The 2620-nt window shown below is 53.3% G+C and carries 3 protein-coding genes; 2 read left to right on the plus strand and 1 reads right to left on the minus strand.

Annotated elements, in window-relative coordinates; genetic code table 11:
• Window positions 1–94: 94 nt before the first annotated feature.
• Together H8Z83_RS18895 and H8Z83_RS18900 are read left to right on the plus strand one after the other, a co-directional pair.
• Window positions 95–889, plus strand: coding sequence for a hypothetical protein (locus H8Z83_RS18895; protein ID WP_187016445.1), 795 nt, complete (start codon window positions 95–97; stop codon window positions 887–889).
• Between the two features lie 58 nt (window positions 890–947).
• On the plus strand, window positions 948–1565 hold the full coding sequence (locus H8Z83_RS18900; RefSeq protein ID WP_187016443.1) for a hypothetical protein: 618 nt from the start codon (window positions 948–950) through the stop codon (window positions 1563–1565).
• A 60-nt stretch (window positions 1566–1625) separates the two neighbouring features.
• Here the strand turns inward: H8Z83_RS18900 and H8Z83_RS18905 are convergent, their stop codons facing one another.
• Window positions 1626–2537, minus strand: a complete 912-nt coding sequence (locus tag H8Z83_RS18905) for a hypothetical protein (protein ID WP_187016444.1) — start codon at window positions 2535–2537, stop codon at window positions 1626–1628.
• Window positions 2538–2620 lie beyond the last annotated feature (83 nt).

A 2620-nucleotide genomic window follows, 5' to 3' on the forward strand; every position in this document is an offset into this window, starting at 1 on the left:
CCCCCCCCCCCCCCCCCCCCCCCCCCCCCCCCCCCCCCCCCCCCCCCCCCCCCCCCCCCCCCCCCCCCCCCCCCCCCCCCCCCCCCTTTTAGATGTGTATAAGAGACAGGAAGTCCACCAGGACATCCATCTCAACTACCGTCAGGATCTGTACACGCACTGCCACAAAACCATTTCCCTGTCCGGTACGCTGGAAGGGGACGATGAGTTCATTAACAATCGCACTGAGATCATGTTCCCGAAAGACGAACGGATCGACAATGGCGAGAGTGTTATCTTTACCGCAGTAGAAGCTCTCCAGTACAGACTTGCAGACCCGAGAACCCTTAAGTGGATCAACAAGGCACGTAAGTCTTACAGTCACGTCATCTTCGAGCAATCGTTGATGAAGAACAAGAGGGCCCTCAAGAATTACCTTGAGATGATCTCAGACTTTGTTACCCACGAGTTCCGTAAGGTGCGTGAGGGTGATCAGAAGCTGTTGATCTACTGTGCTACGGTTGAGATGTGCACGGTGGTCACGAACTACTTGAAGCCGCGTAACAGCGATCTCAAGGTGATGCGCTATACCGCAGAAGACGACTTCGACGAGATGCTTGAGTCGGATCTAATCGTATCGACACTGAAATCCCTCGGGACAGCCCAAGACGTTCCTAAGCTGCTTCATGTGTTGATGACGGATGCCCTGGGTTCCAAACAAGGTAATCGTCAAGCGATGGGTCGGATGCGTGATACGATCTTCAAGATCTGGCCAAATGCTAAACCCACGTTCTACTACTTCGTGTGCGTCGACATCGACAAGCACTTAGAGTATCACTACCGCAAGGTGGAGAACTTCAAAGGTAGGGTCGTTGGGCACAAGCTTGTGAACACTGATTACGTAATCTGATTTGTGGGGGATTTCGGTCCCCCACTTTTTATGCCAAGCCCCTTCAGAAAGGTGCATCATGTCCAATAGCAGTCCTTGGTTTGCTTTATCGTCGTACACAGATACAAAGAGCTTTTTTGAATTCCCCATCGACTACATTGTTAACGCAGGTAGTCGTAACCGTGACTTCCGTACACCTCTTCTAAAGGCGTCTGAGAGCCGTTACGCGAAAGCTATGCTATCGCCTAAGTACTTCATCGACGGCACGCATAACGTCTACGGGGTGACCTGTAGCCAGATCTCTGATGAGGAAGTGCGTAAGGATCTGATGAACGGCTTTGGTTTGGCCCATCGGACCTTTGGTGATGTGTTTATCGACGTGGTGTTGGATGTATTCGGCCTGCACATCGGTAGCGTTCTGTTGGCTGAGTCTTACCACACAGTTAACGAAGCTTTCTACAAACGCAACCTGATCCACGCTAGTCCGCTTGAGATGTCTCGTCCATACGACTTCCGTCCGTATTACTTGGCAACCTTCATCGCTAACTTGGAATTGCACTACCCAAGAAGCTTCAGCATGAAGTCTGGAGCCATGTTGATGTACCGCCTCAAACTACCGATGGAAGAACTGTCTCAGATTGCTGATCGTGTACACCGCACGACTGGTCGTCCTGAGATCGTTTACACCCTCCATTAACACACGGCATAAAAAAGGAGAGGCTTGCACCCCTCCTTTTTTTTTGCTTCTTATGCCGCGTTAGATCTGGTAGAACTCGGCAACGCGCTGTTGGATACCGGTGTCACGGATGTCGGCCAGGGTCTTTTCCAGGTCAACTTGTTCCAGGCCCAGACGGCGAGTGGCTTTGTCGCAGGTAGCAACCAGCAGGTTCAGCATGCGGTTGAAGACTTTCTTCTCGTTAGTCGAGATAGCAGCTTCCGCGAAGTTGCGGTAGATGTACTTGTCGCTGAAGATCGTGGTGCGGTGTTCAGCGAAGAAGTCCAGCAGGACGCCGTAAGCACGGATGAACTCAGGGCCTTCCAGCTTCAGGGTCTGCTGAATGGCAGCCCACAGGCTTTGCTGTTGTTCTTTACCAACGGCAGCGGTCAGCAGCTTGTTGGTAGCCATCTTCTCGGCGTACTGTTGCAGGCGATCAACGATCAACTGGAGTTTCAGATCAGCTTGTTGTGTTTTCACGTCGACCTTCACTGGAACTGGTTTGGTGGTGGTGACCGAAGTAGCGCGAGCGGTAGGAGCAGCCACTGGTGCTTCGGCAGGGATGTCGCTGACAGCGGCTGCGGCTACAACAGCCGCCAGAGCAGACACAGGAGCGTCAGGAGCAGCGTCGTTCAACGGTAGCGCCGGTTGTTGTGACGAGGCAGTTGCTGCCGCCAGTGCTGCTGCCAGTTGTTCGGCTTCTGGGTCAGTGTCCGAAGCTTGCTCTTCGTCTGCCGGTTGGTCGCCCACTTCATCGTCGGATGACTGGGATTCCGATCCAGCTCCAGCGTCCTCTTCGACCGCTTCCGAGTCGGTGTCCCCAGGCTCGTCGCTGCCCGACTCACCAGAGCTATCAGTGCTCTCGTCAGTCGACTCTGCGCCGGACTCCTGAAGTTCCTCATGTTCACCATCCTGTTGGTCGAGTTCTTGGTCGTTACCGTTCTGTTCAGACATTGCTTGGTTCCTTGTGGATTTAGAAGATAGCCTTCTTGAAATCGTACTTCGAGGTCTTCAGTGACTGTCTCTTATACACATCT

The organism is Dysosmobacter segnis, from assembly GCF_014297285.1.
Classification (GTDB): Bacteria; Bacillota; Clostridia; order Oscillospirales; family Oscillospiraceae; genus Oscillibacter; species Oscillibacter segnis.

Coding starts and splice junctions, on each gene's coding strand:
- H8Z83_RS18900 (WP_187016443.1), top strand. CDS start 948: ATGTCCAATAGCAGTCCTTGGTTTGCTTTATCGTCGTACACAGATACA.
- H8Z83_RS18905 (WP_187016444.1), bottom strand. CDS start 2,537: ATGTCTGAACAGAACGGTAACGACCAAGAACTCGACCAACAGGATGGT.